Source organism: Flavipsychrobacter sp. (assembly GCA_041392855.1).
Classification (GTDB): domain Bacteria; phylum Bacteroidota; class Bacteroidia; order Chitinophagales; family Chitinophagaceae; genus UBA5543.
The window spans coordinates 2,320,511-2,347,459 of the sequence record JAWKLD010000001.1 but is presented as its reverse complement, the minus strand read 5'-3'; the positions used below and the strand labels follow the sequence as shown (position 1 = coordinate 2,347,459).

Annotated in this window: 27 protein-coding genes; 22 read left to right on the top strand and 5 right to left on the bottom strand. The window is 37.8% G+C overall.

The genetic code is table 11. The features are described 5' to 3' along the window. Positions 1-50 precede the first annotated feature (50 nt). The 12 genes from R2800_10940 to R2800_10885 all read left to right on the top strand — a co-directional run bounded on the left by R2800_10940 (position 51) and on the right by R2800_10885 (position 10,889). The gene (locus R2800_10940; protein ID MEZ5017558.1) at positions 51-593 is read left to right on the top strand and encodes a hypothetical protein; all 543 of its coding nucleotides are present in this window, start codon (positions 51-53) and stop codon (positions 591-593) included. Further along, positions 586-3,033, top strand: a complete 2,448-nt coding sequence (locus R2800_10935; protein MEZ5017557.1) for a heavy metal translocating P-type ATPase metal-binding domain-containing protein — start codon at positions 586-588, stop codon at positions 3,031-3,033. The genes R2800_10940 and R2800_10935 overlap by 8 nt, the downstream gene beginning before the upstream one ends. Before the next feature lie 95 nt (positions 3,034-3,128). After that, a complete protein-coding gene (gene ccoS / locus R2800_10930; protein MEZ5017556.1) occupies positions 3,129-3,293 on the top strand; it encodes a cbb3-type cytochrome oxidase assembly protein CcoS in 165 nt (54 codons plus the stop codon). 11 nt (positions 3,294-3,304) lie between these two features. After that, on the top strand, positions 3,305-5,494 hold the full coding sequence (ccoN, locus tag R2800_10925; protein ID MEZ5017555.1) for a cytochrome-c oxidase, cbb3-type subunit I: 2,190 nt from the start codon (positions 3,305-3,307) through the stop codon (positions 5,492-5,494). 29 nt (positions 5,495-5,523) lie between these two features. Next, positions 5,524-5,694, top strand: a complete 171-nt coding sequence (locus R2800_10920) for a CcoQ/FixQ family Cbb3-type cytochrome c oxidase assembly chaperone (GenBank protein MEZ5017554.1) — start codon at positions 5,524-5,526, stop codon at positions 5,692-5,694. Positions 5,695-5,713: 19 nt separating this feature from the next. Continuing rightward, positions 5,714-6,859, top strand: a complete 1,146-nt coding sequence (locus R2800_10915) for a cbb3-type cytochrome c oxidase N-terminal domain-containing protein (GenBank protein ID MEZ5017553.1) — start codon at positions 5,714-5,716, stop codon at positions 6,857-6,859. A 12-nt stretch (positions 6,860-6,871) separates the two neighbouring features. Further along, positions 6,872-8,275, top strand: a complete 1,404-nt coding sequence (gene ccoG / locus R2800_10910; protein MEZ5017552.1) for a cytochrome c oxidase accessory protein CcoG — start codon at positions 6,872-6,874, stop codon at positions 8,273-8,275. 5 nt (positions 8,276-8,280) lie between these two features. Continuing rightward, a complete protein-coding gene (locus tag R2800_10905; GenBank protein MEZ5017551.1) occupies positions 8,281-8,724 on the top strand; it encodes a FixH family protein in 444 nt (147 codons plus the stop codon). 4 nt (positions 8,725-8,728) lie between these two features. Continuing rightward, positions 8,729-9,433: a sulfite exporter TauE/SafE family protein gene (locus tag R2800_10900; GenBank protein ID MEZ5017550.1), complete on the top strand. Its 705-nt coding sequence runs from the start codon at positions 8,729-8,731 to the stop codon at positions 9,431-9,433. Positions 9,434-9,482: 49 nt separating this feature from the next. After that, the gene (locus tag R2800_10895) at positions 9,483-10,229 is read left to right on the top strand and encodes a sulfite exporter TauE/SafE family protein (GenBank protein ID MEZ5017549.1); all 747 of its coding nucleotides are present in this window, start codon (positions 9,483-9,485) and stop codon (positions 10,227-10,229) included. 1 nt (position 10,230) lies between these two features. Further along, the gene (locus R2800_10890; GenBank protein MEZ5017548.1) at positions 10,231-10,473 is read left to right on the top strand and encodes a MoaD/ThiS family protein; all 243 of its coding nucleotides are present in this window, start codon (positions 10,231-10,233) and stop codon (positions 10,471-10,473) included. After that, positions 10,473-10,889 (top strand): molybdenum cofactor biosynthesis protein MoaE, encoded by a 417-nt coding sequence (locus R2800_10885; GenBank protein ID MEZ5017547.1) that lies wholly within the window; start codon positions 10,473-10,475, stop codon positions 10,887-10,889. The genes R2800_10890 and R2800_10885 overlap by 1 nt, the downstream gene beginning before the upstream one ends. Here R2800_10885 and R2800_10880 read toward each other — a convergent pair. The 5 genes from R2800_10880 to moaA are packed head-to-tail and all read right to left on the bottom strand — an operon-like array spanning position 10,886 to position 15,198. Further along, positions 10,886-11,923 (bottom strand): HesA/MoeB/ThiF family protein, encoded by a 1,038-nt coding sequence (locus tag R2800_10880; GenBank protein ID MEZ5017546.1) that lies wholly within the window; start codon positions 11,921-11,923, stop codon positions 10,886-10,888. The genes R2800_10885 and R2800_10880 overlap by 4 nt on opposite strands. After that, complete coding sequence (locus R2800_10875) at positions 11,920-12,528, bottom strand: NTP transferase domain-containing protein (GenBank protein MEZ5017545.1); 609 nt, start codon at positions 12,526-12,528, stop codon at positions 11,920-11,922. Before R2800_10875 ends, R2800_10880 begins: the two co-directional genes overlap by 4 nt. Further along, positions 12,509-12,985 (bottom strand): cyclic pyranopterin monophosphate synthase MoaC, encoded by a 477-nt coding sequence (gene moaC, locus R2800_10870; GenBank protein ID MEZ5017544.1) that lies wholly within the window; start codon positions 12,983-12,985, stop codon positions 12,509-12,511. The genes R2800_10875 and moaC overlap by 20 nt, the downstream gene beginning before the upstream one ends. 11 nt (positions 12,986-12,996) lie before the next feature. Beyond that, on the bottom strand, positions 12,997-14,208 hold the full coding sequence (locus tag R2800_10865; GenBank protein ID MEZ5017543.1) for a molybdopterin molybdotransferase MoeA: 1,212 nt from the start codon (positions 14,206-14,208) through the stop codon (positions 12,997-12,999). Between the two features lie 9 nt (positions 14,209-14,217). Further along, positions 14,218-15,198: a GTP 3',8-cyclase MoaA gene (gene moaA, locus R2800_10860; protein ID MEZ5017542.1), complete on the bottom strand. Its 981-nt coding sequence runs from the start codon at positions 15,196-15,198 to the stop codon at positions 14,218-14,220. Between the two features lie 183 nt (positions 15,199-15,381). Here moaA and R2800_10855 point away from each other — a divergent pair, with 183 nt between their 5' ends. The 10 genes from R2800_10855 (at position 15,382) to R2800_10810 (ending at position 26,943) form a co-directional block, all read left to right on the top strand. Next, positions 15,382-17,217 (top strand): T9SS type A sorting domain-containing protein, encoded by a 1,836-nt coding sequence (locus tag R2800_10855; GenBank protein ID MEZ5017541.1) that lies wholly within the window; start codon positions 15,382-15,384, stop codon positions 17,215-17,217. A 74-nt stretch (positions 17,218-17,291) separates the two neighbouring features. Continuing rightward, on the top strand, positions 17,292-19,220 hold the full coding sequence (locus R2800_10850) for a cytochrome c peroxidase (protein MEZ5017540.1): 1,929 nt from the start codon (positions 17,292-17,294) through the stop codon (positions 19,218-19,220). 159 nt (positions 19,221-19,379) lie between these two features. Continuing rightward, positions 19,380-20,144 carry a CpsB/CapC family capsule biosynthesis tyrosine phosphatase gene (locus R2800_10845; protein ID MEZ5017539.1) on the top strand — a complete coding sequence of 255 codons (765 nt, stop codon included), beginning with the start codon at positions 19,380-19,382 and terminating at the stop codon, positions 20,142-20,144. A 127-nt stretch (positions 20,145-20,271) separates the two neighbouring features. Further along, positions 20,272-21,252, top strand: a complete 981-nt coding sequence (locus R2800_10840) for an NAD(P)-dependent oxidoreductase (GenBank protein MEZ5017538.1) — start codon at positions 20,272-20,274, stop codon at positions 21,250-21,252. Beyond that, positions 21,242-22,384: a LegC family aminotransferase gene (locus R2800_10835; protein MEZ5017537.1), complete on the top strand. Its 1,143-nt coding sequence runs from the start codon at positions 21,242-21,244 to the stop codon at positions 22,382-22,384. The genes R2800_10840 and R2800_10835 overlap by 11 nt, the downstream gene beginning before the upstream one ends. Before the next feature lie 125 nt (positions 22,385-22,509). Then, positions 22,510-23,562, top strand: a complete 1,053-nt coding sequence (locus R2800_10830) for a nucleotidyltransferase family protein (GenBank protein ID MEZ5017536.1) — start codon at positions 22,510-22,512, stop codon at positions 23,560-23,562. Positions 23,563-23,747: 185 nt separating this feature from the next. Further along, positions 23,748-24,278: a winged helix-turn-helix domain-containing protein gene (locus R2800_10825; GenBank protein ID MEZ5017535.1), complete on the top strand. Its 531-nt coding sequence runs from the start codon at positions 23,748-23,750 to the stop codon at positions 24,276-24,278. A 3-nt stretch (positions 24,279-24,281) separates the two neighbouring features. Continuing rightward, entirely contained in the window at positions 24,282-24,776 is a 495-nt protein-coding gene (locus R2800_10820; protein ID MEZ5017534.1) for a UpxY family transcription antiterminator, read from the top strand. Positions 24,777-24,788: 12 nt separating this feature from the next. Further along, complete coding sequence (locus tag R2800_10815; protein MEZ5017533.1) at positions 24,789-25,778, top strand: SDR family NAD(P)-dependent oxidoreductase; 990 nt, start codon at positions 24,789-24,791, stop codon at positions 25,776-25,778. Between the two features lie 19 nt (positions 25,779-25,797). Continuing rightward, positions 25,798-26,943, top strand: a complete 1,146-nt coding sequence (locus tag R2800_10810; GenBank protein MEZ5017532.1) for a DegT/DnrJ/EryC1/StrS family aminotransferase — start codon at positions 25,798-25,800, stop codon at positions 26,941-26,943. Positions 26,944-26,949: the final 6 nt, after the last annotated feature.

The window sequence follows — 26,949 nt, the reverse complement described above, 5'->3', positions numbered from 1 at the left end:
CATTTTTTAAATTTTAGCAGGCGGGTACATTCGTGTAAACAATTGTATCCATGGCTGCAGTTTTATTTTCACAATACAGTAATTATAGTCTGAGAGAGCTTATCAATAAGCTAGACAAGGACTATTACCAAGTGCTAAATTCTCTTTGTGAGAATGCATCGTTACATGCAAACACGATGCAAGAAGAGGGCTATAGCACTACTTCGTTATATGTTAGCATGGCAATAAAGCTATTGCAGCAGATAAAGGACTTGCTTACAATAAGAACGGCTGTTATTTTTCCTTACGTAAATGAGCTGAATGAAAAAGTAAGAGAGGGGCATGATTGCAGAAACTGTTCAGGCAATTGCCATGCAGGGCATAATATGCACCTAACAAGCTTGAAAGGCACACATAAGAATATTAAAGAGATTCTCTTTCGTTTGCAAATGGTAGCTTCTCCGCTATATGCAAATAACGATTACCCTGCTTCTTACAAGATATTAAGGAATGAAGTGACCATAATCGACACCATTCTTACAGAGCTATTTTATCTTGAAGAATCGGCGTTGATACCTAAAGTGATGGAAGCTCAAAAACAGATGCATGCCTAACGTACTAGAGGGGAAAAACACCGTTATTCTAAAAAAGGAAACACAGCCTAAAAAGTTGTGTTATCACTGTGGTACGGAATGTGCTAATGATAAAATCGCCATTGAAGACAAGTACTTCTGCTGTGATGGTTGTAAGTTAGTATATGAGATCATTAATGCCAATGGATTATGCAATTACTATGAACAGCAATCACACCCCGGGCTTACCCAGATCAAACCGATACGTAATGATAAGTACAGCTATTTAGATAATGAGGAGATAGCGGCCAATCTATATAAGTTTACCGATGGTAATAATACAATAGTTACTTTTTACATACCAGGGGTACATTGTAGCTCTTGTATGTGGTTGCTAGAGCATTTGCAAAAAGTAAACCCTGCCATAATTGACAGTAGGCTGAATTTTACCAAGAAAGAAGTAACCATACAGTTTCGTAAGGAAGAAATGCCGATAAGAAAGGTGGTAGAGCTGTTAACTACTATAGGTTACGAGCCATATATAAGTTTAGAAAAGGAGAGTGATAAACAAAAGGGTGGTTTTGATAAGAAGAGAATATATAAATTAGGTATTGCTGGTTTTTGTTTTGGGAATATTATGCTGATGAGTTTCCCAGAGTATTTATCAGTTAAAAATGGCATTGAGCATGAGTACGCCAGCTTGTTTAGAATACTAAATCTGGTATTAGCGATACCTGTTTTCTTTTATTCCGCATCAGAGTTTTTTACAAATGCTTGGGCAGGTATCAAGCAAAAAATGTTGAACATTGACGCTCCGATAGCACTAGCTCTAATAATAATGTTCGGTAGGAGTATCTATGAGATAGCAACAGGAACGGGTGCCGGTTATTTAGATAGCTGCACAGGAATTGTGTTCTTTATGCTGATCGGGCGTATTGTGCAAGACAAAACATACCAGTCTATTTCTTTCCATAGAGATTATAAGTCCTACTTCCCTATAGCTGTAAATGTTGTTACCTCAAAGGGCGTGGAAAGTAGACATTTGCAAGATTTGAAAGAAAAAGATGTAGTAGAACTACATAATGAAGAGATAGTGCCTGCCGATAGTGTAGTAGTAGAAGGCAGGGCAAGAATAGACTATAGTTTTGTAACTGGTGAAAGTGAACCCGTAGTTGTGAAAACCGGGCAAACTGTATATGCCGGTGGTAGACAAGTGGGAGAAAAACTAAAAGTACAGATCGTAAAACCTGTAGCGGGTAGTTACCTTACATCGCTGTGGAATCATAATACTTTTAAGAAAAATAAGGTATCACAAAACCGTACTAATAGTGTAATACATGTATTAAGTAAGTACTTCACTATAATACTTTTGGCACTAGTAGCTACAACTGCTACATATTGGGCTGTTGTAGACTTTAGTAAGCTGATACCTTCAGTAACGGCCATGTTAATAATAGCATGCCCATGCGCGTTGCTGTTAGCGGTTACCTTTACCAATGGTAATCTTTTAAGGCTGCTTAGTAATAATGGACTGTTTTTAAGAGATGCCTTTATCATAGAGCAGTTAGGTTATATCAATCATATAGTTTTTGATAAAACAGGAACACTTACTGAAGATAGTCAAGAGTATGCTATCCCTGAAGGAACACTTACTGAGCAAGAAAGGGATCTAGTTTATACTACTACAGTTTCTAGCAATCACCCCTATAGTGTAGCAATCGCTAAATATGTTAGCGGAAGAAAAGTTGAAGTTGATAATTGGGCAGAATACCCAGGCAAAGGGATTAAAGCATATATAGGCAGCAAGTTAGTAATGGTTGGCTCTGCTAGTTTTATTGGTATTGCTGATGAGGAGAAGAATGCCAAAGCTGCCTGCTATATTAAGGTGGGTAAAAAGATACTTTCATTTGAAATTAATCCTAAAATAAGGGAGAGTATACCAGAAGTTATTCCTGAATTAGATAAAGCGTATCATATGTCTTTATTATCGGGTGATAATGATAGACAGAAAGGAACTTTTAAAGCTGTATTTCCCAATAGTGAATTATTGTTTGAGCAAAAGCCAATTGACAAGCTTAACTATATAGAAAATCTTCAAAAAGAAGGCAAGAAAGTGTTGATGATGGGGGATGGCCTTAATGATGCAGGAGCACTGCAGCAGAGTAATGTGGGTATAACATTGGCAAATGATGTCAATAATTTTACCCCATCATGCGATGCTATTCTTGATGCAAAGAAATTTAAAGCACTACCCGCATTATTGAAATTAGCTAAATCGGGCAGGGTAATTATCAATATCACATTTGCAATATCTATCATTTACAATATTGTGGGTTTGGCTATCTCCATGCAGGGTAAGATGAACCCTATGATAGCTGCTGTGCTAATGCCAGCAAGTACTTTAACTATAGTATTAATAACAACAGGCTTAAGTGCATTGGCTGCTAAAAGGCTGAATTTAGGCCTTGGTTCACCTGAATGACAAAAACATGACAACAATCATGTTTTGCATTGAGTATGGTCATATGACCAGAGCGTATGCCGAGATACTTTTGATATAATAAATAACCAGAACCGATGAGCGTACTTTATATCCTTGTATTAGCCAGTATAGCAGTAGCTGTCTTCTTTTTAGGGGCTTTTATTTGGAGTGTACGTGCCAATCAGTTCGAAGACCAGCAAGGCTCAGCAATGAGAATGCTACACGACGACGAATTAGTTCAATCAAATAATAAATCTTAAAGACCAAATACATGAGTACTGCATCTTCTCTACCGAACGAACATGCTAAAGGGTCAGACCAACACTCAAGCGGAGTGCATATGGACAAGTTCTTTTACGACAATAAGATCGTAAAATGGTTTGCTTATGCTACAATGTTTTGGGGGCTGGTAGGTATGCTTGTAGGCGTACTTGCTGCTTTTCAGTTAGTGTTTCCCGCGCTTAACTTTGAAACAGCACAAACTACATTTGGCCGTGTGAGACCTGTACACACCAATGCGGTGATTTTCGCATTTGTGGGTAATGGTATTTTTATGGGAGTTTATTACTCTCTGCAAAGGCTGGTTAAAGCCCGTATGTTTAGCGACTTATTTAGTAAGCTACACTTTTGGGGTTGGCAGCTTATCATTGTTTTAGCAGCTGTATCGCTACTTGCAGGTTTTACTACTGGTAAGGAGTATGCAGAGTTAGAGTGGCCTATAGACATCTTAATTACACTAGTTTGGGTGGTTTTTGGTGTTAATATGTTTGGTACTATCATCAAACGTAGAGAGCGTCACCTATACGTTGCAGTATGGTTCTACATAGCAACATTTGTTACTGTTGCTATGCTACACATCGTAAACTCTTGGGAGATTCCATTCACATGGATGAAGTCATACTCTTGGTATGCAGGTGTACAAGATGCTTTGGTACAATGGTGGTATGGGCATAATGCAGTGGCATTCTTCCTAACGACACCATACTTGGGTTTGATGTATTACTTCCTGCCTAAGGCCGCTAATAGACCGGTATACTCGTATAGACTATCTATCATACACTTCTGGGCATTGATATTCTTGTATATCTGGGCTGGTCCTCACCACCTATTATATACTGCTTTGCCAGACTGGGCACAATCTCTTGGGGTAGTATTCTCAGTAATGTTGATCGCACCGTCTTGGGGTGGTATGTTGAATGGCTTATTGACGCTTAGAGGTGCTTGGGATAAAGTAAGAGAAGAACCTGTATTGAAATTCTTAGTTGTAGCGGTTACAGCATACGGTATGGCAACGTTTGAAGGGCCAATGTTGAGTTTGAAATCTGTAAATGCTATCAGCCACTTTACAGACTGGACCATTGCGCACGTACACGTAGGTGCTTTGGGTTGGAATGGTTTCTTAACATTTGGTGTGCTCTACTGGTTGCTACCAAGAATGTTTAAAACATCCCTATACTCTACAAAATGGGCTAACTGGCACTTTTGGATCGGTACGCTAGGTATTGTATTCTATGCAGTTCCTATGTACTGGGCTGGTTTCATGCAGTGGTCTATGCTACAAGACTTCACTCCTACTGGTCAGTTAGAATATCAGTTTATGGAAACCGTGAAGGCAATGGAACCATTCTACATGATGCGTGGTATAGGTGGTACACTATATCTGGTAGGTGCTATTCTAATGTGTGTTAACCTTTACAAAACAGTGAAGAGTGGTACTGCTGTAAATGATGAAGCAGCAGAGGCGGCACCATTACCAAAAGTGTATGTAGAACATGGTAAGCATCACTGGCACCGTTGGATCGAGCGCCGCCCAGTACAAATGCTAGTACTAAGCTTGGTAGTAGTAGGTATAGGAGGTTTGATAGAGATCGTACCAACATTCTTAGTGAAGTCTAATGTGCCGACAATAGAATCTGTAAGACCATATACACCGCTTGAACTACAAGGACGTGATATATACGTAAGAGAGGGTTGTTATACTTGTCATAGTCAAATGATCAGACCATTCCGTAGTGAGGTAGTAAGATATGGAGAGTACTCTAAAGCAGGTGAATTCGTATACGACCACCCATTCCAATGGGGTAGTAAGCGTACAGGTCCTGACTTAGCACGTATTGGTGGTAAGTACGACGATAGCTGGCACTTCAACCATATGCTGGATCCTCGTACTATATCTTCTCACTCTATCATGCCTGCATATCCTTGGCTAATAGAAAACGACCTAGATACTGCGGTAACACCGGCTAAGATCAGAGCCATGCAGACATTAGGTGTGCCTTATGAAGAAGGTTATGATGTGGTTGCTAATAATGATTTGATGCTTCAAGCAGGAGCAATACAAAAAAGACTATCCGACAAGGGTATTGAAATTGAGAAGAATAAAGAGATAGTAGCATTGATAGCTTATTTGCAACGTATTGGTACTGATATTAAACTGGAGCAAAAAACAGCACAACAATAATTAACTCATCTATTTAAAAGATAAAAGAAATGAAGTTTAGGCATTATTTAGAAACGATAACAGGAGTAGATATCTACCCTCTTATATCGCTGATCATCTTCTTTGCTTTCTTTACTGGGTTGTTTTTATGGGCAATGCGTGTAAGCAAAAGCTATATAGATGAGGTGAAAAATTTACCATTAAGCAACAACAATGATTAATAAATAAATGAATAGAGACATGTTCAAATATTTTAAAAATATAATCACACCAATGCTATTAGTGCTATTGACACCCGTGTTGTCTATAGCTGCAGAGGGTGCCGCGCAAGGTGGCGAAAAAGTAAATGTTATGCTTATTGGTTTAGTAAGCTTAATAATAGTGTTGCTATTCGCTATTCTAATATTAGGGAATACATTGAGACAACTAAGCTTTGTGTATCGTGATAAAATGCGTGAGAAAAGAAGTAGCACAACAGCAAAAGCATTATTAGTATTGCTAGGTGCAAGCTTATTGAGTAGCAGTGTAATTGCACAAGAGGCTGCATCTACCGCATCACAATCATCTCCATACATCAATGGTATGTTGAAGGATGAATTTTATGCACTTGCTACTATTATCATTTTAGAATTAGTGACAATCGTATCTCTAATTTTTATGATAAAAGTAATGGTACGTGTGATAAGCAAAAAGCCTGAAATGGCTGCGGCGGCACAAAAAATTGTAAAGAAGGTGCCATTCTGGGATAGATTTAATGCTGCAGTTGCTATTGAGCAGGAAGAAGACATTCTACTTGATCATGATTATGATGGCATACAGGAGTTGGACAACAGTCTGCCGCCTTGGTGGAAGTACGGCTTTTATTTGACCATTGTAGTAGGTGTGATATATATATGGTATTATCATGCAGGAGGTAATGGTCTTAACCAACAGCAAGAGTATGTGCAGTCGGTAGAAAAAGCTAATAAAGAGATAGCAAAGTATTTAGCTAGTGCAGCTGATAATGTAGATGAGAATTCTGTAGTTATGTTAGATGCTGCAGGTATTGCTTCGGGTGCTGAGATGTTCTCAACTACTTGCGTTGCTTGCCACGCTGCAGATGGTGGTGGTAATTCTATCGGGCCAAACCTCACTGATAAATATTGGTTGCACGGTGGTAGTCTGAAAGATATATTTAAGAGCATTAAATATGGGTGGAAAGATAAGGGTATGCAGAGCTGGCAGAACACGTATTCTCCAAAGCAGATTGCGCAAATAGCCAGTTATGTAAAATCTCTTCAGGGTACCACTCCTGCAGCGCCAAAAGATCCTCAGGGTGAATTATATGTGGAAGAGGCTGCGGCAGCAGATAGTACTAGTGAAGCAGCTACTGAAGTAGCAGAATAATATAAAGAGAACATGAGCAAGAATGTAGACCAGTCGGCTTTTAGAGACAAGGTAGCCACTGTAGATAAGCAGGGAAAGAGAGTATGGGTTTTTCCACAAAAACCTAAGGGGTGGTATTATAATGCTAGAACTTGGTTGTCTGTTCTATATTTAATTGTCTTTTTCGGTTTGCCCTTTGTGAAGGTAAACGGCCGACCATTGTTCTTGTTAAACATCCTAGAAAGAAAGTTTATCATATTCGGTCAAATATTTTGGCCGCAAGACTTTTTCATATTTGGCTTGAGCATGATATTATTTATCGTGTTCATAGCCTTATTTACGGTGGTCTTTGGTCGTGTGTTTTGTGGTTGGGTTTGTCCGCAAACCATATTTATGGAAATGGTATTCAGAAAAGTAGAATACTGGATAGAGGGAACCGCGAATGAACAAAAAAGGCTAGCACAGCAAAAATGGAATAAGGATAAGATATTCAAGAAGTCGATGAAGTGGATCGTGTTTTGGACGATCAGCTTCTTAATTGCCAATACTTTCCTTGCTTACATAATTGGTATAGATGAGCTGAGAATTGTGATATCATCCCCTATTAGTGAAAATTTAGGTGGCTTTATAGCGTTACTCATATTTACCACTATATTCTTCTTTGTTTATACTTGGTTTAGAGAGCAAGTATGTACAGTAGTATGTCCATACGGAAGGATGCAAGGGGTTCTTTTAGATAGAGACTCTATAATCGTTACTTACGACCACGTAAGAGGGGAAGAAAGAGGTAGGTTTAAGAAAAATGAAGAACGTACAATAGGTGACTGTATCGATTGTAATCAGTGTGTGAGAGTATGCCCTACAGGTATAGATATACGTAATGGTACCCAGTTAGAGTGTGTGAATTGTACAGCTTGTATCGATGCTTGTGATAGTATTATGGAAAGTGTAGGGCTACCTAAAGGACTAATACGCTATGCTTCGGAAAGTAATATTTCTGAAAATAAGCCTACAAGATTCACAGGAAGAATGAAAGCTTATACCGCAGTAATGGTAGTCTTGTTAGGGGTATTGACATTCCTGCTTATGAGTCGGACTAATGTTGATGTAGCTGTACTTCGTTCTTCGGGTCAGCTTTTTCAAAAACAACCTAATGATCAAATAAGTAATTTATACAACTATAAAATAGTGAATAAAACTTATGCGGATAAGATACTAGAGTTAAGGCCTGAGGACTTTGAGGGAGAAATAAAATATGTAGGTAGCCAAGAGTTGAAGATTAGTAAAGAAGAACACGCAACCGGTAGTTTGTTCATTTTTATAGATGAGGATAAAATCAAGAAAAGGAAAACAATTTTGAAGATAGGAGTATATGAAGATGGTAAGAAGATAAAAACAATTGAGACTAACTTTTTAGGACCATTCAATAAAAAATAACAGCTATGAAAAAGTTAAACTGGGGAGCAAGGATAGCAATACTATACGGAAGTTTTATGGCTCTGATAATTGCTCTTGTTATAGGTAGTATGAAGCAAGATTCAAGTTTAGTGGCTGATGATTATTACCAGCAGGAGTTGGTATACCAAGAGCTTATAGATGCTAGCAAAAACCAAGCTACATTATCTAGCCCTTTAGCTATTAGAGCAGAAGAGCATGAAGTTTATATTGATTTTCCTGAAGAGATGGTGACAGCAATGAAGTCTGGCAATGTTTATTTCTATTCTCCGATCAATAAGCTTTGGGATCATAAGGTAGAATTTAACAATAGTAATCCTTTAGTGTCTGTTTCCAGAGAGCAGCTAGTAAATACACGATATGTAGTAAAAGTAGACTGGGAGGTAGATGGCAAAAGATATTATCAAGAAAGTGAAGTGACCTTAAACTAAACAAATGAGCACTTACACGTTGACAATAGCTATATTAATGGGGCTGACAGGCAGCCTGCACTGTGCAGGTATGTGCGGTCCCATAATATGGGTTATGCCATTTCAACGGTTGAGCGGTTTTAAGAAAGCGTTAGGCATTGGTTTATATCATTTGGGGCGTATTTCTGTTTATGCAGTATTAGCAGCAGTATTGCATTCTTTCAAATCGTTATTTAATCCCCAAGTACAGCAATATGTGTCGATCACCATGGGTGCTATGCTTATTATAGCAGGGCTGTTTTCTTTCTTCCCTAGCAATAAGTTTACAATCACATTGCCATGGACGGGTTTTGTGAGAAAATACCTAGGCAGTTTCATGGGTAACCCTAAAGTGTCTACATTATTCATTACTGGTATGCTGAATGGGCTATTGCCATGCGGTTTAGTATACATGGCACTATCGGCAACTATGGTAGTACCCGATGTAACACAAGCGATAGCATTCATGTATGTTTTTGGATTAGGTACAGCGCCAATGTTAGTAGCGCTTACGGTAATAAAAGACAGAGCTAAGTTTTTTAACTTTGGGTCTGCAAGAAAATTTGTACCTGTAGTAATGATCGCTTTTGGCTGCTTGTTTATGCTAAGAGGTATGAACTTGGGTATTCCATACATAAGCCCTAAAGTAACTGTAGAGCAAAATGCAGTGAAAGCAAAGTGCTGTCATTAATTCCCTCTTCTCATTATTACACAGTAGAGTATTTCTGTATTATTGCACCATGATGCATTGGGAGCTGTGTTTCTTCTTTTTTGCCGTTGCTATGATATATTCTTCGGTTGGTTTTGGCGGAGGGTCTAGTTATATTGCATTATTGTCTCTATATGCATTGCCTTTTAAAGAGTTAAGATTATTGGCGTTGATCTGTAACGTGGTGGTGGTTTCAGGAAGTGTGCTGGTGTACTGGAAGAATGGGTTGATAGATTTTAAAAAAGTATTACCCATAGTGCTTACAAGCGTGCCATTAGCTTATATAGGTGCTATGTTGCGCATAAGTCAGACTACCTTTTTTGTGTTGTTGGGTTGTAGTTTAGTTGTAGCCGCCCTATTACTTTGGGTGAAGAAAAAACAAACAGAAGTTATCAGCAAAAATGATAAAAGTGTAAAGAATGTGACTATTGGAGGGGCGATAGGTTTTTTGTCTGGTATGGTGGGTATAGGAGGTGGTATTTTCCTTTCACCCATACTTAACTTGAGTAAATGGGATACGCCCAAGAAGGTAGCCGCTACAGCAAGCTTCTTTATATTAGTAAACTCGATAGCCGGTATTGCCGGGCAGCTAACACAATTGCCCAATGATGTGAATTATACAAGAATAATGGTTTTAGTATTATCTGTATTTTTGGGTGGGCAAATAGGAGCCAGATTTGGTGCTATTAAGTTTAACCCTTTGGTGGTAAAGAGAGTTACGGCAGTTGTTGTATTTGCTGCAGGTATCAATATTTTATTAAAGCATTGGCCATTATAAAATGGAAGTAACAATATTAGCCTTTGGTATTGCCAAAGATATTTTTGGAGGTAGTGAGATTTCTATAGATATAGAAGGTGAAGGAAGCGTAAAGAAATTAAAAGCAACCTTAGAGCAACAGTACCCACAACTAAAAGAGTTGGCCTCTTATATGGTAGCGGTAAATGACGAATATGCAGATGATAGTCTTTCTATTACCATAAATGATGAGATAGCATTAATACCACCAGTAAGCGGAGGATAATGAAAGAAATAAAGATTTCAGCAAAGCCACTAGACATTAATTATTGCACAGCGTATGTGCAAACATCAGAGAGTGGTGGTGTTAATATTTTCATAGGTACGGTTAGAGACGCTACAAAAGGCAAAAAGGTGCAAAAACTTGAGTTTGAAGCCTATGAGCGTATGGCTATAAAAGAGCTGGATAAGATAGCTGATGCTGTAAAGGAGAAATGGCCTGTTCATAAAATAGTTATTCATCATCGTACAGGAGTATTACAAATAGGTGAAGTGGCTGTAGTGATTGCAGTGTCTGCGGCACATAGAGATGCTGCCTTTGCCGCATGTAGGTATACAATTGATACTTTGAAAGAGACTGTGCCGATATGGAAGAAAGAGGTATTTGAAGATGGAGAGGTTTGGGTAGCAGCTCACCCTTAGTGTTGCCAGTCGTTAGTGCCATCAGTAAGTGAATAAACCAATAGATCTGGGTGGTGTTTCTTCGCTATTTGCGCGGCTTGCTTGCTCCTTTTGCCCGAGGCGCAATAGAAGACTAAAGTTTTGTGGTTGAAGCTGCCTATGTGCCTGTCTATTTCTTGTAGTGGAAGGTGCATGCCGCCTATATTAAACGCGAACCGTTCTTCAGTAGTTCTCACGTCTATTAATAAGTAGCCATCCAATTTCTCTAAATCATTCCTAACTATTTCTAGAACAGAGGCTTGCTTAGGTAGTGTAGTAATGTTTGTTTTTGTTTGGCTACCCATTTTTATTACTCTGCTATTCATAGTTTGCGCATCAAAAACCAAAACTTTCCCTGCTAATACATTACCCGTTTTGGTAATTAGCTTTATCACTTCATTGGCTTGCATACATCCTATAATACCTGCAATTGTAGGTATAACACCACCATCGGCACAGTTGGGTACTGCTGCAGCATTTACATTAGGGTAAAGGTCTCTATAGTTAGGGCTTCTACCACCATCTTGGTTTTTGGTATTCCAAACAGCTACTTGTCCTTCATATTGATAAATTGCCCCGTAAACCAACGGCTTTTCAACAAGCACACAAGCATCGTTGAGTAGATAGCGTGTTTCAAAATTATCTGTACAGTCTACAACAATATCGTAGAGTGCGATAAGCGATACAACATTTTCAGGACTTACTGTTAGGTCATGTTCGTTGATTACTATATCAGGGTTTTGTGAGCGCAACCATTTGGAAGCAGCAACTATCTTTTTTTCTCCCTCATCAGCAGGGGTATATAGTATTTGACGGTGTAAGTTTTTTATAGATACCACATCATAATCTGCAAAGCCGATAGTACCTATGCCAGACGATACTAAGTATTGAGCTACTGGGCAGCCAAGCCCTCCCATTCCTACAATCAAAACTTTTGCCTGAGATAGCTTTTGCTGAGCTTCATCATCAAAACCAGGTAGTGCTATTTGGCAGCTGTATCTCATCCAGTCGCTCATGAAACAGATTTTAAGCTAGTAATGATTGCACGTACTTGTTCTGCTTCCTCAGGTGTATTTGCATTAATTAATGCTTCAGGATTGTTTGGCTCTATGATAAGAGTGTCACTATTAATTAAAGCTTTTCTTGGACAGTTATACCCTTTTTCTTTAAAAGATAAAAGAACGGATAGGCTTTTAGGTTCCCATATGGTTATTAATGACTCGGGCAAGCCATCGTGTGGACTTTTAAACGTAGTAGCTACTTTATTAGTGTCTCTATTATTAATAAGTTGCTCTATCGTTGGCTTGTCTATCAAAGGTAAATCGCAAGCAACTACCAGCCAAGCAGTATCATTGTTTTTATTAAGTGCAGTAAGGATGCCTGTCGTTGGTCCTGCTCCCTCAATATTATCAGGTAGTGTATTGTAATTGCTATTAAATGAGTCTTTCTGCTCTGCTCTGCAAGAAATATATACTTCATTACAGTAGTGTTGCAATAGGTCAGCTATATGATATACCTGTTCTTTGCCATGCCAGTTGATGCGGCTTTTATCTTGCCCCATACGAGTGCTTTTACCACCAGCAAGTACTAGCCCATTTAGTTTAATCCCTTTTGAAGTCATTTTTACCTCCCGTTTTCTCCATCAATTTAGTTTCCTTTATCACAATGTCATGACTCATAGCTTTGCACATATCATAGATGGTTAGCGCAGCAATAGAGGCCCCTGTTAATGCTTCCATTTCAATACCTGTTTTAGCAGTAATAGTTGCAGTACAATCTATAACTACTTCTTTATTTTCATTTATTGATATGTCTAAATTGCAGTTATCTAAACCAAGAGGATGACAAAGAGGGATGAGTTCTCCAGTCTTCTTAGCACCCATTATACCTGCTAATATAGCCGTTTGAAATACTGGGCCTTTCTTGGTATGTATATCTCCATTAGCTATTTTTTCAATTACTTTTTCAGGCATTACCACTATGCTACGAGCTCTTGCAGTTCTTTTGGTTATTGCTTTTTCGCTCACGTCTACCATATTGGCACGTCCTTGTTCATCTATATGTGTTAGCTCTTTCATAGCTTATATACTTAATTAAACAATGGTTTGTAAGGCCATATCCTAAAAGTCTCACCTTTATTAAAGGTATTACGTTCAGCGGGCAATTCCATAAAAGCATCTGTATATAGAAGATTGGCAAAATCGCCAGATCCATTACCTACTGACGGAGTGGCCTCTATTTGACCACTGTTGTTAATGTTCACTTTGACTTGTAGAAAGCATTGTAACTGTGGCGTAAAGTTATAGTCATGAGTTAATGTAGCGTATACAGGCTTGTGTTGTAATCCGTTGCAATGTAGTAACCAAGGAATGAAATACCTATATGTACACATGAATGTAGAAACAGGATTTCCAGGAAAGGAGAATACTAATGTTTCATTTTCATGCTCCCCAAACCAAAATGGCTTGCCAGGGCGTTGCTGTACTTTATGAAAGAGTTTTTTGACAGATAACTGTTCTAATGCATTGGGTATATAATCATATTTCCCTGCAGATACACCACCACTAATAATTAGTACATCATACTCATTGATACATTTTTTAAGCTCTTTGGTTATGGTTGCTTCATCATCAGGCAGGTGTAGTAAGTCTGGTAGAATATGATGTTGTTGCAAAATAGCTACTATGGTATAGCTATTTGAACGTCTTATTTCATAGGGTGATGGTGTCTCATTAATAGGTAGTAGTTCATCACCATTGGAGATAACCGCTATTTTAGGTTGGTTTTTAATAAGCATCTCTGATTCCCCTATAGAAGCTGCTATGTTAATATGAGCAGGTGTTATGATTTCGTTCGGGTGAGCAAGTATGTCATTGGCTTTTTTATCACTCCCTTTTTTATGAATGTTTTGCCCAAGTTTAATATTATCTATTTTTATAGTAGCCTTTCCATCTTGTATGTCTAGGTCTTCATATCTGATTATGGTGTCACAACTATCAGGTAAGGCACAACCAGTCATTATTTCTACACACTCATGTGCTTCATGTATATCGATAGGAGTGTCGCCCGCGGCTTGTGTGCCTATGATATTAAAAGTCCGGTTCCCTTTTTTAAACAATTCGAAGTTGATAGCAATGCCATCCATAGCTACCCTATTGTAAGGAGGCATATCCCTATCAGCTACAAGTGGCTCGGCTAATATTTGACCGATGGCTTGTTCTATAGCTACTCTCTGGGCACCATAGTCTCTTAGTTTCGACTGTATAATATTTTCTGCTGCTGCTACTGCTACTGATATCATATATATGCATTATCCGCCAATGGCAGCCATAGATTCACCAATTATATTTCTTGCTTTTTCTGCTTCCCATCCATCTTTTGCTTTGTGCTGAAGCGTATTTAGTATAGCTGTTGCTAAGGCTTGATTATCTGGAGTAGTACGCATTATATCTTTTACATTCATAGCATCTGTACCGTATAGGCATGTTTTCAGGCCACCTTGAGGGGTGATACGAATACGATTGCAACTACCACAAAAAGAGCGTGTATAAGCAGCTATAATACCTACAGTGCCTATATGGTGAGGTATTTGATAGTTATAAGAAGTAGAATATATAGGGTCAGTTATTTTAGTAATATCTGGATAGGATTCCTTCAGCTTATCTAATATACGAACATGATCCCAGTTAAGACCGTTATAATTATCACTACCATTAAATGGCATTTCTTCAATATACCTTACACTAATAGGATAGTCCTTAGTCAATGCTGCAAGAGGTAGTATATCTTCAGTATTTTTCCCTTCCATTACCACAGCATTGATCTTTACTGCAATATCATGCTTTAATAAAGACTCCATAGTTGAGAGTACCTTAGGTAACTCATCTCTTCTTGTGATGCTGAAAAAACGATTCCTGTCAATAGTATCTAGACTTAGGTTGACAGATTTGACACCTATTTTTTTCAGTTCAGGAATATAGGGTTCCGTCAATACTCCATTTGTAGTTAGGGTTAGTTCTTTTAGTCCGTCAAGTTGGGATAAGGAAGTAAGAAAACCCATAATGTCTTTTCTAGCAAAGGGCTCGCCTCCTGTAATGCGTATTTTTTCAATACCCATTTTAGTAAGTACACCACACACTCGCAACATTTCCTCGTAGCTCATCAGGTCTTTACGCGCTAGCCAGTCTATGCCATTTTCTGGCATACAATAGAAGCAGCGTAGGTTGCACCTATCTGTAACTGCTAACCTAAGGTAGTTTACAGATCGACCATGATTATCTATCAGTCCCATCGACACATTAAAAATATAATCGACTAAAGTACTGAATTATATGCTCATAAAAAATGAAAGTCACATATCGTATAAGTTAACAATAAGGTAATTAACTGTTTACATAAGCATTGCATTTCGCTAACATTGGCCGAACAATTTGGTAACATAAGGACATGAATTTTGTAAAAAATTACAAACCAAATGAAGAAATTACTTTTACTTACCGTTGTTTGCGGGTTGGCTTATAGCAATGCCAACGCACAAGTTCCTTTTCCTGTTAATATTCAGCCAGATTGGAGCTCTAAGACAATTGCTATGCCAAAATCTCCACTAAAACACCAAGTAATATTTGTTGGTGGTGTAGATGAGGTACAAACTACTGCTACTTATGGTAATGCTGCAGGCAAAACCAAAGCTAAAGAATGGAATGATTTTATCGGATTCGTAAAAGATACTACTGAAGGTGCACTAGGTTGGGTTGTTGTAAACCATGAAATGATCACCAGCGATGACAGAATTGGTGATGGTGGTGGAATGACCTCCTTCAAGATAAAAAGAACAACTGGTGATAAACTAGAGGTGATGGAGCAAACTTTACCTGACGGACGTAAGGGTAAGTTTTTCAATGTAGACTTTGTAAACACTGTTGGTGAAACAGGTATGAACTGTGGTGGTATTGCTGCAAAGCATATAGGTCGTGTATGGACTGCTGAAGAGTGGTTCCGTACAAGTAATGCAAGCATTATGCCTGCTCGTGATACTGCTGATTGGACAATTAAGTCTAACGAATTTGCTTTCGCTAATAACAAAAAAATAAAAAAATATCAAAATTTCAACTGGTTGGTTGAAGTTGATCCAAAAACAGGTAAAGCACTACGTAAGCAATATAATTGGGGCCGTGGTGGCTGGGAAGCTGGCGTAGTAATGGCCGATAACAAAACAGTTTACTTGTTTGAAGATAATACACCTGGTATGCTAGCACGTTTTGTGGCTACAACTGCAGGAGATTTTACAAAAGGTCAGTTGTCAGTGTACAAACATGATGCAACATCTAAGTGGGTGAATATTGAAGAAAACCTAGATACCTTAATGGACTTAAATAATGTTGCTTTCCGTCGTGGTGCTACAATGTTTAATCGTTTGGAGTGGGGTACAGTTGCTAATGGAAAATTATATATCACAGAAACAGGTCGTTCTAGCATAGGTTCTCGTTTTAGTTCTACTAACGGTGTTGTTCCTCCATCAGCAGTACAAGCATATAAACAACGTTATAAAGAAGATAACGGTGTTGCTTTTGCTGGTACGGATGCAGCAGCAGCTGATTCGGTACGTCAAGGAAAGTTTGCAGATTACTATGGTCGTGTGTTAGAACTTGATCCTAGTACAAACAACGTAAGAGTTTATTTAGAAGGTGGTCCTTACAGTGGTAAGTCTTCATCTGATGTATTACCAATTTATCCTGATGTTCACCTTTCTAACCCTGACGGTTTAGCAACAATGACCATTGGTAATAAAGACTACTTAATGATTCAAGAGGATATGAACCAAAGAACTTGGAATAGTATGCCTGCAGGTTTCTCTTACGAGCGTTGTGAAATGTATATAGTAGATGCTTCTATCACTAATCCTACATACAAAGACTTACAACGTGTTACTGCTACACCTTTTGATGCAGAGATAACTGGAGCAATACAAATAGATGAGAAAACGATCTTGGTGAATTCTCAACACCCTGGTGGTTTTAATGATTCTCCTTACAATCACTCTTTAACTTATGCAATTACTGGTTTTGATGGTTCTGATCCTGTAAGTGTAAAAACTGTACCTGTACAAGCAGAAACATTCACTGTGTATCCAAACCCTACTTCTCGTGAATTACACTTAAGTAGAGTTATGGACGTAGCTATTTACAATGTAAATGGACAACGTATTAAAGTGTTAAGACAAGTTCAAACAGTACACGTTGCTGACATGACACCTGGTACTTACTTCATCCGCAATGAAGAAGGTGAGACACTTAAGTTTATAGTACAGTAATAACACAAGAATATATTTCATTACCGAAGCTCACTATAGAGCTTCGGTAATTTTTGCATTTAATAGAAGAAAGAATGAAAAGGTTTTTTACGCTTTCAATAGCAGCAACATTATTGTTTATTATCAGTACTGCTTTTCATAATAATGAAAAGAAGAATGCTCAAAAGATTTATCAGAGACAACAAGATAGGTTGGAGGCTTTTATTAGTGAGTTGGAACGTTTTAAAGCATACTTGCCCGACAATAATACTAATGTTGAAGTGCTACAGGGTAGATACTTGGAGGTGAGAAAAGCATTTAAGAAGTGGGAATATCTGGCAGAGTATAATAACCCTGATTTTGTAAAGATTTATGTCAATGGATCCCCATTGCCAAAACTAATGCCTGATGCTGCTAATATAGAAGTGGTACAACCTAGAGGTATGCAAGTTTTGGATGAGTTGTTATATGCTGAAGATATAGATGGGGAGAAGGAGAAGATTAGATATGAAGTTAATAACTTAATAGAAGTGTTGACAGACTACCAACATATAGGTAAGCCTGTGTATGATAGAAGTGTTTTTGAAGCTGCAAGACTAGAGTTAGTTAGAGTGTTTACATTGGGGTTGACAGGTTTTGATGTGCCAGCATCGGGTAGTTCAATTACAGATGCTATAACAGTTTTAGAAACTATACAAGAAGACGTGAGCCTATACGAGGTGTTTTTCAATAAGCTGGATAAAGCCACTGCGTCAAGAATGTATCAAACAATTGATAGCTTGATCATGTATTTGAAGCAGCATAATGATTTTGATAATTTGGATAGGCTTTTCGTCTTAAAGGAATTTATTAATCCGATCTACGCCGACATATTGGATTTGCATCAAAAGTCAGGTATAGAGCAACTGCATGAGGTTGTGCCGTACAACCAATTAGCGCCTTATAACCACCTGTCAACAAATATTTTCAGCAACGACTTTTTGAATTATTATAAGTACATACAACTGCCACAAGCATTAAATTCAGATAAAGCAGTAGCATTGGGTAGAGCTTTATTCTTTGACCCTGTATTGTCTAGTAATATGAAACGTTCTTGTGCTAGCTGCCATCATCCAGATAAGGCTTTTACAGATGGTAAACCTAAAAGCACAGCATTAAGTTTTGAGGGTACAGTTGATAGAAATGCACCCACACTTATCAACTGTGTGTACAGTGAGAAGTTTTTTCATGATATGCGTTCAGAAGCACTAGAAGACCAAATAGAACATGTGTTGGTAAGTAGAAAAGAGTTTGATACTGACATGATGCAGATCATAGAGAAGCTGAATAAGAGTGAAGAGTATAAAAAGCTTTTTGAAGATTGTTTTAAGAAATATCCGGGTGAGAAACTGAATAGTAAAACGATATCCTATGCTATATCTGCATACGTTAGTTCTTTAAGAGGTTTCAATTCTCCATTCGATAAATATGTGAGAGGAGAAGAGGTTGTTTTAAGCCCTGAAGCAAAGAGAGGGTTTAATTTGTTTATGGGAAAAGCAGTTTGTGGTACTTGTCATTTCGCTCCTGTGTTTAATGGTACTGTTCCTCCAATGTATAGGGAATCGGAAAGCGAGGTGCTGGGTGTTCCTGAAGATCCTAAAGCTAAAGTGATCGTTTTAGATAAGGATAAGGGGCGTAGTGAAGGTAGGCTTAAAGATAAAGTAGGCTTCTATGATTACTCTTTTAAAACACCATCAATAAGAAATATAGCGTTAACTGCGCCGTATATGCATAATGGAGCATATGACAAATTAGAAGACGTTGTTGACTTTTATAATAAAGGTGGAGGAGTAGGATTAGGTATAGTATTAGAACACCAAACATTACCTTTTGATAGCTTAAGCTTGAATAAGCATGAGGTAAATGATATTGTAGCCTTTATGAAAACACTAACTGATACTGTAGGTATGACTACCGTGCCGCTATCATTGCCCAAATTTGAAAACGAAAATTGGAATGATAGAAAGGTGGGTGGGGAATATTAAGAGGGTATTATATAAGAATATATAGGCTGTATCTATGATGCAGCCTTTTTGTTGTCAATAAGTTATAATATGCATGGTTGATTCCTTGTAGCATTGTATAGCATATACATTGTTGTAACTTCGTTTTGAACTATATTAGAAGTAATAAACTAGGAACAAATGTTATCAAGATTATTTGGGTCAAAAAAGAAAGAAAAGAGTAGCAGGATAAGTGATGCAAACTATAACTGGGGTTTCCTTGGTGTGGATATGCATTCCCATTTAATACCTGGTGTAGATGATGGGGCACAAACGGTGGAAGATAGTGTTCAGCTTGTAAGAAGAATGATGGATATGGGCTTTAGAGCAGCTGTAACAACACCTCATGTGAAACATGAACACTACCCAAATACTTCGGATACAATTAATACAGGTCTTCATGTATTGCGCAATGCACTACATGAACAACAGATCAACTTCCCAATAAGGGCGGCCGCTGAGTATTATATTGATGATAGCTTTATGGAGCTTCTTGAAACACAGCCATTATTAACGGTGACGGATAATCAGGTTTTAGTTGAATTGTCGTTTATGTCGGAACCAATGGGGCTGGCCGATATACTATTTAAGATTCAAACACTTGGATATAAGCCTATATTAGCTCATCCTGAGCGCTATCAATATATGCATGAGCGACCACAGATATATGAAGAGTTAAGAAATAGGGGTTGTTACTTACAACTTAACACTAATTCCTTAACAGGGTATTATGGTAAAGGTGTAAAAACAATGGCAGAAAAGTTGCTAGCCAATGGTTTGTACGATTATTGTGGGTCTGATATGCACCATGAAAAGCATGCAGATGTGTTAAAGAGTGTATTACGTTCTCATCACATAGAAGACTTAATGCAACGCAATTTTTTGAATAACCAAGTCAACGTATAACGTTTCCTAACGATTTGTTATTAAGTTGTAAGAATTTATTTACTAAGATACTGACAGATACATTTGCATTCTAGACTAACTGTGCGACTACAGTTAAGACATGATTTTGCAAAAAAATAAAACACATATGCCACAAAAGATTTTAGTTACAGGTGGAGCTGGTTACATAGGCTCTGTACTTACAAGACAATTGTTAGAAAAAGGGTACAACGTGCGTGTACTGGATAGATTGATGTTTGGTGGAGAGCCCATCATCGATATGTTTAACTATCCCAACTTTGAGTTCATAAAAGGAGATGTAAGAAATAGAGCAGATGTTGAAAGTGCTTTAGAAGGAGTAGATGCAGTAGCTCACTTAGCTTCAATAGTTGGAGACCCGGCATGTGCTGTAGATCCTGAATTGACCAACTCAACCAACCTAGAAGGTACTAAACTACTATACGAAGTAGCTAATGAAAAAGGGGTAAAGAAATTCGTATTTGCCTCTACTTGTAGCAACTATGGCAAGATGGACGATCCCAACCAATATGTTACAGAAGAGTCTACTTTGGCACCAGTTTCTTTATACGCAGAAACAAAGGTAGCGGCTGAAAAACACTTGCTGAGTCAACCACAAACTAATAACTGCAAGCCAACTTGTTTGCGTTTTTCAACTGTTTATGGTTTGTCTCTACGTCCACGTTTCGATTTGACAGTGAATGAATTCACTAAAGAATTAGCACTTGGCAGAGAGTTGGTAATATTTGGAGAGCAGTTTTGGCGCCCTTATTGTCATGTATATGATCTTGCTCGTTCTGTAGTTTCTGTTATTGAAGCTGATGAAGAAAAAGTGGCTTTTGATGTATTTAACGTTGGTTCTACAAAAGAAAATTACCAGAAGAAAATGCTTGTGGACGAGGTGAAGAAATTCATTCCTGATGCAAAGATCAAGTATGTTGCTAAAAATGAAGACCCTCGTGATTACAGGGTATCTTCAGATAAGATAAAAGAGCGTTTAGGTTTTGAACCTTTGTTTACTGTGCCTGACGGTATCAAGCAAATGAAGAAAGTACTAGATGACGGATTTATTCTTAACCCAGACGATAGCAAATACAAAAATGTACAGTAATATAATAAGCTTCATTCGTGAAGCATTTAAAACTCCTGAGGAGTTTATACCGCTACATGCCCCATACTTTGGAGGTAATGAGAAGAAGTATCTTATAGACACTATTGACTCTACCTTTGTTTCTTCTGTAGGTGCTTATGTAAATAAGTTTGAGGAGATAATGGCTGATCTAACAGGTGCGAAATATGCTATTGCAACAACAAATGGTACTAGTGCACTGCATTTGGCCATGATAGTTGCAGGTGTGGAAGCAGGTGATGAAGTTATTACTCAGCCTCTTACTTTTGTTGCTACAGCAAATGCTATTGCTCATTGTGGCGCAAAACCAGTATTTGTAGATGTAGATAAGGATACCATGGGGTTGTCTCCAGCTGCACTTTCAGCATTCCTGAAAGAGAATGTTGAGGTGAAAGGAGGAGTAGCAGTAAACAAAACGACGGGAAAGAAAATAGCAGCATGTGTGCCTATGCATACGTTTGGTTTCCCTTGCAGAATAGATGAAATAGTCGAAATATGTAATCAATATAATATACCTGTAGTAGAAGATGCAGCAGAGTCGTTGGGTAGTTATAAAAATGACCAACATACTGGTACTTTCGGATTACTTGGTACATTTAGCTTCAATGGTAATAAAACAATTACCTGCGGTGGGGGTGGCGCTATTGTAACTAACGATGAGGCACTGGCAAAAAAAGCAAAACATATTTCTACAACCGCTAAAGTACCACACCCTTGGGAGTTTGTACATGATACTGTCGGTTATAACTACAGGATGCCGAATTTAAATGCCGCATTAGCTTGTGCTCAACTAGAGAAGTTAGAGGAAATATTGGCTAATAAAAGAGCATTGGCTAATGAGTATAAGGCCTACTTTAAAGACTCAGATATTGATTTCGTATTTGAGCAAGAAGGAACTCAAGCTAACTTCTGGCTGAATTGTGTAGTGTTAAATAATAGAGCTGACAGAGATGCGTTTCTTGAAGCTACTAATAGCAAAAAGGTAATGACAAGACCTATCTGGACACTAATGAATAAGCTGGATATGTACGCTGATTGTCAGTGTGGTAGTCTGGAAAATTCAGAATGGCTAGAAGATAGAATAGTCAATATACCTAGTAGTTATAGGCCATAAGTCTACGATTCCGTTTGCTAATGATTTGTTATCCAGTTGTTGTTTTGATGTTATGAGCGTGTATATTTTTCTCGTAGGATAGAGTTGGCTCTATATTGCAGTCAATATACAAAACAGCCAAACATATGAAACAAAACACAGAGAAACACATTCTATTTCAAGACCAGTCAGTTTATGACGCTCTTATTAAATTGAATGATTTAAAGCTAAATCCAATTCTATTAATTGTAGACGGAGATAGAACACTTATAGGTTCATTAACTGATGGTGACTTGCGTAGAGGGTTTATAAAAGGATTAACCTTTGATGACCCAATAATAGATTATCTACAAAAAGATCCCCTTTTTATATACGAAGACGAGCTACAATCGGCAGATATAAACGGTCTTAGAAAGAAGAACTTCTTGATAGTACCTGTTGTGAACCGAATGAAACAAGTAGTAAAGGTGCTTAACCTTACTTTGCTGGAGTCGGTTGTGCCTGCAGATGTATTTATAATGGCAGGTGGCAAGGGTAGCAGATTAATGCCTTTAACTAAGGATACGCCTAAGCCAATGCTACATGTAGGTGATAAACCTATCATGGAGCATAACATTGACCGCCTTATTAAATATGGCATTAAAAACATATATCTAAGTGTAAACTATTTGGCAGATAAGATTGAAGATTACTTCAAAGATGGTTCTGACAAGGGTATATCAATCAAATATGTACATGAAGATAAACCACTAGGTACATTAGGTTCGGTAAAGTTGGTGGAGTCTTTAGAGCATGATTATGTGATGGTGATGAACTCTGACTTGCTAACAGATATTGATTACAATGGTTTTTTTCAAACGTTTATCAAATCAGGAGCAGATATGGCAGTTGCAACAACTAGCTATGAAGTAACTGTTCCTTATGGTGTTATGGAAGTTGATAATGGTAATATGGTAAATGCGCTTAAAGAAAAGCCTTCTTACACCTACTATTCTAACGCAGGTATCTATATCATTAAAAAGGAATTATTATCACTGGTTCCTCACAATGAGTTCTATAATGTAACTGATCTTATGGATGAGCTAATTGCTAAAGGTAAAAAGCTGGTTTCCTTCCCGATATTAGGTTATTGGTTAGATATAGGTAAACATAACGACTTTGAAAAAGCACAAGAAGATGTAAAAAGCCTTGCATTATAGTACTTTATAATGTGTAATGGGGTATTCTTAAAGATTTAGTCATCTCAATACCCTTGTATTTAGAAAATATAATTATAGATTTGCACGTAGATTGAGTAATATTCTTACTCGTTCTACGTGCAGTCTTTTATGGGACTGACAATGGCGAAGCCGTGCCGTATGGCTAGTGAAAAAGATCTTAGAAGATGTTAGAAACACTTATTTCCTCTAAAACAAGAATTAAACTTTTATTGAGATTATTCCTCAATCCAGGCACAACAGCCTATTTGAGAGGCTTGTCTGAAGAGTTTAATGAGAGTACCAATTCTATAAGGGTGGAGCTAAATAGATTTGAGGAAGCTGATATGTTAATCTCTGAGAATCAGGGTAATAAAAAAATATACAAGGCAAATAATAAACACCCGCTCTTCCAAGAAATTAATAGTATCGTACTTAAATATATAGGAGTAGATAAGATAATAGAGCAGGTAATTAATAGAATGGGTAAGCTAGAGTTGGTTTACCTGACGGGTGACTACGCTAAAGGGAATGATAGTGGAATCATAGACCTCATTTTTGTAGGAAATATTGATAGAGAGTATTTGGTGAATTTGGTAGCCAAAGCTGAAAAGCCAATACATAGAAAAGTTCGTTATTTAACTTATACTAAAGAAGAGTGGTTAGCACAAGACGACAAGAATACCAATTTGTTATTGTGGTCAAACGCTGATGTATAGTATATGACTTGGTATGTACTCTATACAAAACCTCGTAATGAAAAAAAGATGGCAACCTTGCTGGAAGAAGCAGGGGTTGAGGCATATTGTCCGGTAAGGGAAGAAGTAAAACAGTGGAGTGATAGGAAGAAAAAAGTAATTGTACCTGTTTTCACTTCGTACATATTCGTTAGACTGGCAGATTATGATGCGCAAAGCGCTGAAATTTTAGAAATGCATGGTGCCGTGCGTTTTTTGTGGTGGAATAAAAAACCAGGCGTAGTAAGAGATAGTGAAATTGAAGCTATAAAAAGCTTCTTAAATGAATATAGAGACGCCGATATAACTATAGACTTGATTGAAGGACAAGACGTCACAGTGATGGAAGGGCCACTAAGAGAAACAGAAGGTAAAGTGATAAGAGTAGAAGGTGGTAAAGCAGTATTACACCTCAAATCTATTGGGCTGAATTTAGTAGCCAAAATTCCAGTACAATCATTAAAAATAAATAACAAATAAATACTATAAATAATGGAACTTAAAGATTCTAGAGTATTAGTAATAGGTGGTGCCGGTTTTATCGGTGGTTTTGTAGTGAGAGAGATATTGAAGCATGATGTAAAAGAGGTAATCATTTATGATAACTTCACGCGTGGTAAGCAGGAGAATATTGAAGATTGTTTAAAGGATGAGCGTTGCACAGTTTACCCATTTGGTGGTGATCTAAGAGAGACAGATATACTTGATAAAGCATTCGAAGGTATAGATTACGTGTTCCACTTAGCAGCCATGTGGTTGTTGCATTGTAAAGATTTTCCTCGTACGGCATTTGATGTAAATATCGCTGGCACTTTTAATGTGCTTGAAGCTTGTGTAAAACATAAAGTGAAGAAGTTGATCTACTCTTCTTCTGCGTCTGTATATGGGGATGCAGTACAAGTACCAATGACTGAAGAGCATCCATTCAATAACCAGAACTTTTACGGAGCTACTAAAATTGCGGGAGAAGCTATGTGTACTGCATTCAACGACCGCTATGGCTTGAAGGTTGTTGGCTTACGCTATATGAATGTTTACGGTCCTGGTCAAGATCAGCATGCCGTTTACAGCGGTGTAGTACCAATAATGTTGAACAAGATCGATGCAAATGAGCAACCTGTTATTAATGGCGATGGCTCTCAAGCATACGACTTTATCTATGTAGAAGATGTAGCGAGATGCAATATACAAGCACTACTTTCTGATACTGATTATGGCTTTTATAATGTAGGTACTGAGGTGCAAACAACTATTAAACAGCTTTGCGATACAATACTTCAACTAAAAGAATCTAACCTTGAAGTTATATACAAGCCATACAGTGAAGATGATGCAAGAGCATTAGTAAAAAACCGTATCGGTTCTCGTCAGAAAGCTGAGCAAGAACTAGGGTTTAAATACAAATATTCTCTAGAACAAGGTTTGATGAAACTAATTGAGTGGCGTGAAGCAACTAAAGTAACTGAAGCTCTTTCTTCTTAAACAATCAAAAGAAAACAAAGTGGAAACAACAAAAAGAAATATACCGATATCATTGCCTATGACTGGGCAAGAGGAATGGGAAGCTTTAAAAGAGCCCCTTTTCAGTGGTTGGATAACTCAAGGACCCAAAGTAAAAGAGTTTGAAGACTTGTTTGCAAAACGTCATAATGTAAAGCATGCACTTGCAGTCACTAGTTGTACTACAGCACTACATTTAGCACTAGTAGCACTGGGCGTAAAAGAAGGTGATGAAGTAATTGTGCCAGCATTCACATGGGTATCTACTGCTAATGCAGTAATGTATTGTGGTGCTACACCTGTTTTCATTGATGTTGATCCTGTTACGTTCAATATAGATACGGAACAGCTAAAAGCTAAGTTGACAGATAAGACCAAAGCTATTATCCCTGTTCACTTGTTTGGATTGTGTGCTGATGTAGACAAGATAAAAGAAATAGCTCCGGGGTTGAAGATTGTAGAAGATGGTGCTTGTGCGGCGGGTTCGGCATTAGATGGTAACCCTGCAGGTAGCTTAGGGGATATTGGTTGTTTTTCTTTTCATCCTCGTAAGTCTGTTACTACTGGTGAAGGTGGTATGTTGACCACAAATGATGATGAGCTGGCTGACAAACTAAATAAGCTTCGTAATCATGGTGCTTCGATATCTGAAGAGCAAAGACATAAAGGACCTCGTCCTTATATATTACCGGAGTTTGATATGGTAGGATATAATTTTAGAATGACTGACCTACAAGGAGCTGTTGGTGTGGTGCAAATAAAGAAACTAGACACATTTATAGACGAGCGTTCAAAATGGGCTAAGTTTTATCACGAGCAATTTAAAGATATCGATTGGATAAGAACGCCTGAATATAGTGATAGATATAAGCACGGCTGGCAATCTTATGTATTGTTTATAGATGAAAGTAAAGCGCCAAAATCTCGTAACGAGATTATGGAATATCTGCAATCGGAAGGTGTGAGCACACGTCCTGGTACACATGCAGTACATATGTTGGGTTACTATGCTAATACTTTTGGTATTAAGCCTGAAGATTATCCTGGTGCATATGCTGCCAATGAATATTCTATGTCTATTCCGTTGCACAACAAAATGGTGGAAGAAGACTATCAATATGTAGCTAACCTTATAAAAGGTCTTTAATAAACT